The following is a 270-nucleotide window of genomic DNA, read 5'->3' on the forward strand; positions in this document are numbered from 1 at the left end:
ACATAAAAGTCTCTCCTTTCTTAAAATACGCAATTGCTCTAGGCAGTATTAAGAAAGGGTTCAACTCACATTCCCCTAATATTTCATCACATATGGATCTAGCTTCTTTAAGCTTACAATTTCTAATTAACATTACTGCTCTTGCTTCTTTAAACCTTAAATCAAAAGTATTTTTTATGAAATCGTTGTCTATTGCTTCTAGGTTTTCACTAATTTCACTCATCTTTTCAGACACTAATTCATGATTTCCTTTTTGATATAGTAACTGAC

General features: G+C 30.7%; 1 pseudogene. It reads right to left on the bottom strand.

Annotated elements, in window-relative coordinates:
- Positions 1-235: pseudogene (locus tag MR079_RS28735) on the bottom strand (AimR family lysis-lysogeny pheromone receptor); the annotation flags it as partial.
- Positions 236-270: the final 35 nt, after the last annotated feature.

The organism is Bacillus cereus group sp. BfR-BA-01381, from assembly GCF_022663555.1.
Lineage (GTDB): Bacteria > Bacillota > Bacilli > Bacillales > Bacillaceae_G > Bacillus_A > Bacillus_A pacificus.